Source organism: Armatimonadota bacterium (assembly GCA_020354555.1).
GTDB lineage: Bacteria > Armatimonadota > Hebobacteria.
The window spans coordinates 3,620,408-3,623,447 of the sequence record CP070648.1 but is presented as its reverse complement, the minus strand read 5'-3'; the positions used below and the strand labels follow the sequence as shown (position 1 = coordinate 3,623,447).

Annotated in this window: 2 protein-coding genes; one reads left to right on the top strand and one right to left on the bottom strand. The window is 66.9% G+C overall.

Annotated features, from left to right (window positions below; translation table 11 throughout):
• Nucleotides 1–495 precede the first annotated feature (495 nt).
• Nucleotides 496–1,962 (top strand): methyltransferase domain-containing protein, encoded by a 1,467-nt coding sequence (locus tag JSV65_14830; protein ID UCH33823.1) that lies wholly within the window; start codon nucleotides 496–498, stop codon nucleotides 1,960–1,962.
• Between the two features lie 142 nt (nucleotides 1,963–2,104).
• On the opposite strand, the gene JSV65_14825 is transcribed toward JSV65_14830, so the two are convergent.
• The gene (locus JSV65_14825; GenBank protein ID UCH33822.1) at nucleotides 2,105–2,881 is read right to left on the bottom strand and encodes a hypothetical protein; all 777 of its coding nucleotides are present in this window, start codon (nucleotides 2,879–2,881) and stop codon (nucleotides 2,105–2,107) included.
• Nucleotides 2,882–3,040: the final 159 nt, after the last annotated feature.

Here is a 3,040-nt window from a genome sequence, read left to right as displayed (position 1 = left end):
TGGTTCACCAGCGCGTGTCGCCCGCGACGACGAGCCCTGACGCGCCGGATAGCTGACCTATCGAGGTTCGTGCATTGCCGGGATTCGTGTATCACCGGAAGGCCCGCAGACGAGAGGATCATGCTCACGAATCCCGTTCTCATGGAGTCTGGGCTGCCACTCCAATAGCCGAGACTCTATAGGGAAGGACGCAAGGGACGGCGGGGCACCTCCCGAACGGACCTCGTCCGGAAGAGTCCAGGTGTATCACCGGTGCTGCGGTAATACACGAGACTCCAAAGAGCAGCGGCAACCCATCCCTAGAGACGTCTCGCCGGCCTGGTGAGGACGCGCCACGCCTGCGGGGGAAAGCCCCGCAGTGACGCGGGCCGTTGACGGGCCGCCGCTCGCGATGCTACATTACCCCTGGTCCTGCGAGCACAATGGGCCTCGATTGTCTGGCTCGCGTGCAAGTGGCTCGTACGGCGACGCCGCGCGCGGCCGCGAGAGGCAGTAATGCACGACACATGCGCATCATCCATTCTCGACCTCGTGGTTTGCCCGCGCTGTCTCGGCCAACTCCGGGCGACAGCACCTGCCAACTCCCACGCTGGGCGAGGCGGAACCGATCAGCAGGTCCTCCTGGACTGCACGCGGTGCGGCCTGGAGTTTCCGGTCTTCAGTGGGGTGCCGTGCATGATCGCGCCGACCACATCAAGCCGCGGCCTCCTGAAGGAGGTCGCGGCCCGACTCAAGGACACCGCCCGACGATCGCGTGGCCCGCTCCCGTCCGATCCGCTTGAAGCGCAGCGCATAGCTGAAGACACGCGCACCGCCGAGTTGCACCGACGCCTCGAACAGTGGGCGACAGAGTCTCTCGCCGTGGAGGCGGGACAGGTCGTGCTTGAGTTGGGAGTTGGAGCCGGAGGAACGACACGCCGCTTAGCCGAACGCGGAGCGCGCGTGGTTGCCACAGATGTCTATCCCTGGGATCTGGCCCGCATCGGTGAGGAAGGCATCGCGTGCGGGGCGATGTGCGAGGCGGCCCGCCTGCCTTTCCCGGACCACACCTTCGACGTCACCGTCGGGCGATCGTTTCTGCACCACGTGGACGAGTTCGACCGCGCAGCAACCGAAATGGCGCGAGTCACGCGGCGCGGCGGAAAGGTCGCGGTCATCTGCGAGCCGACGCGCGCGATAACCGACGTCGAAGCCAGCTACGCGCGCGGTTCCGCCGCCGATATCCTGGGTTACAACGAGCGCGTCCGGTCGTTTCTGGACTACTACCGCGCGCTGACAAGGGCAGGCAGGGTTGACGTGCATTGCACCGAGCTCAACGTCGCCCTGCGCCCTGCCTGCGAGCTCTCCGATGAGGAGTTTCACCTCATCGGGGAGCAACTCTCTCGCGTGGACGGGCCGGTTGACGAGCGCTATCTCTACCTGCTCAACTTCGCCTCCGGCTGGTGCAACATGGTGGCCACGATCGAGCATGATGTGCACCGCAGCCCGACCCGCGACGACGACTCCGAGGCGCTCGTCTGCACCCCGTCGGAGTACCTGGCGCTCGTCATGCACAGTGATGCGCAGCACGCCGCCGCCGCCGCCGAACACATCGAGCGAATCGCCGGCCTGTCGGCGCAGCCTCCGCCCGCGGCAGCAGCGCGAGCGGCCCCTTCGCCTGATCCCGCCGTCGCCTCGATCGAGGCCGCCGTCGAACGACTTGCGCTCGCCTACCCCGATGCGAGCGCCGCCTGCCGCGCAATGGCGGAACCGGTTCGGAGACTCGGCCAAAGGGCGGTCGAGGCGGAGCAAGACATGGCGCGCCTACAGCGCGCGCGGGAACAGGACGTGGCACACCTCGGCCGCTACGTTCGCGCCCTCGAGACCGAACTGAATGCGATTCGGAATCGGCGGCTTTACCGCTGGGGCGAATGGCTGGTGCTGCGCCTCGCGCGTCTGCTCGGGACGAGCCGCGCGCATTAGCCCGCGGCCTCTGTGCCGACGACGCGGCACGTCGTTCGCGACGATGACGCCGCATCTGCACCAGGCGCAGAACGGGGAGACGCGGCTTAGCGGGACTGAAAGGGCGGCGTGTGGCGCCGCAGAGCTTTGGGCCACCGCGCCCTCACTCTGGCTGGGGGGAAGACTTCGGCTCCGCTGTGGGCAGCAGCAGGCTGCTGCGTTCCCGCGCCAGTGTGCGGTAGCGCCGCGCCAGCCGCGGATAGTGCCCGATCTCCGTCCGTCCCTGCGGGCGCAGGCCGTATAGTCCCCGCCCGATGCGGTCGAACCACCCGTACACGTCGCTGTAGAGGATTGATCCCGTCTTCGGCCCGGTGCCGAGACTGCGAAGCTGTCGCGGCGACAGAGGGCCGAAGACATCCAGGCAGCACGCGATGTGAATCGCGTTCTCCCGGTACGCGGTCGCAATCTTCCGCCGGTAGCTCCCGCCCTCGTTGAAGTCTCCGGACCGGCTCTCGATCTCCTGCAACACGGCTCGGCGGGCGCTCTTCCGCTGTCGCCGGTCGAATGGCACCGGGTGAAACACGACCTCGACAATCGGCTCTCCGGAATCGAACGACACCAGGATCAGGCCCAGCTCGAGGCGCTTCAGCAAGTGCAGCTTCCGACCCCACGCCTGATTCCACTCATCCGGCCTCGGCAGCGCGACATATACCGAGTCCGCGACCTTCTGGCGCTGCGTCGCCTGCACCAAGAGGTTGGTGCCGAAGCTGCGCTTCAGCTCGACGACGACTAACTCATCGCCCCTCGTCGCCGTGATGTCGCAGTGCTCCACCTCGCTGCGCACCGTGTATCCCTGTGCCACGAGATGCTCGTAGATGGGACGATAGAGATCCGTCTCAGCAATGCGCTTGGAGGCTGGCGTTCGTCGCTTGCGTGGCATCTCTGGCTTTCCCGGCGCGAACTGTCGTGGGTCTGCTCTTGAATGCGGCGGTCGCTGACTGCGCGCCCTCGCATACCGCGCACAGGCCCAGGTTCTCGTCGCCGGGCTCGACAGCGGCGGGGCGATTCATGCGGTGCGGTCCGAGACGCGCAGCCATCA

Excerpts from the sequence above, each read along its gene's own strand:
- JSV65_14830 (UCH33823.1), top strand. The coding sequence starts at position 496 with ATGCACGACACATGCGCATCATCCATTCTCGACCTCGTGGTTTGCCCG.
- JSV65_14825 (UCH33822.1), bottom strand. The coding sequence starts at position 2,881 with ATGCCACGCAAGCGACGAACGCCAGCCTCCAAGCGCATTGCTGAGACG.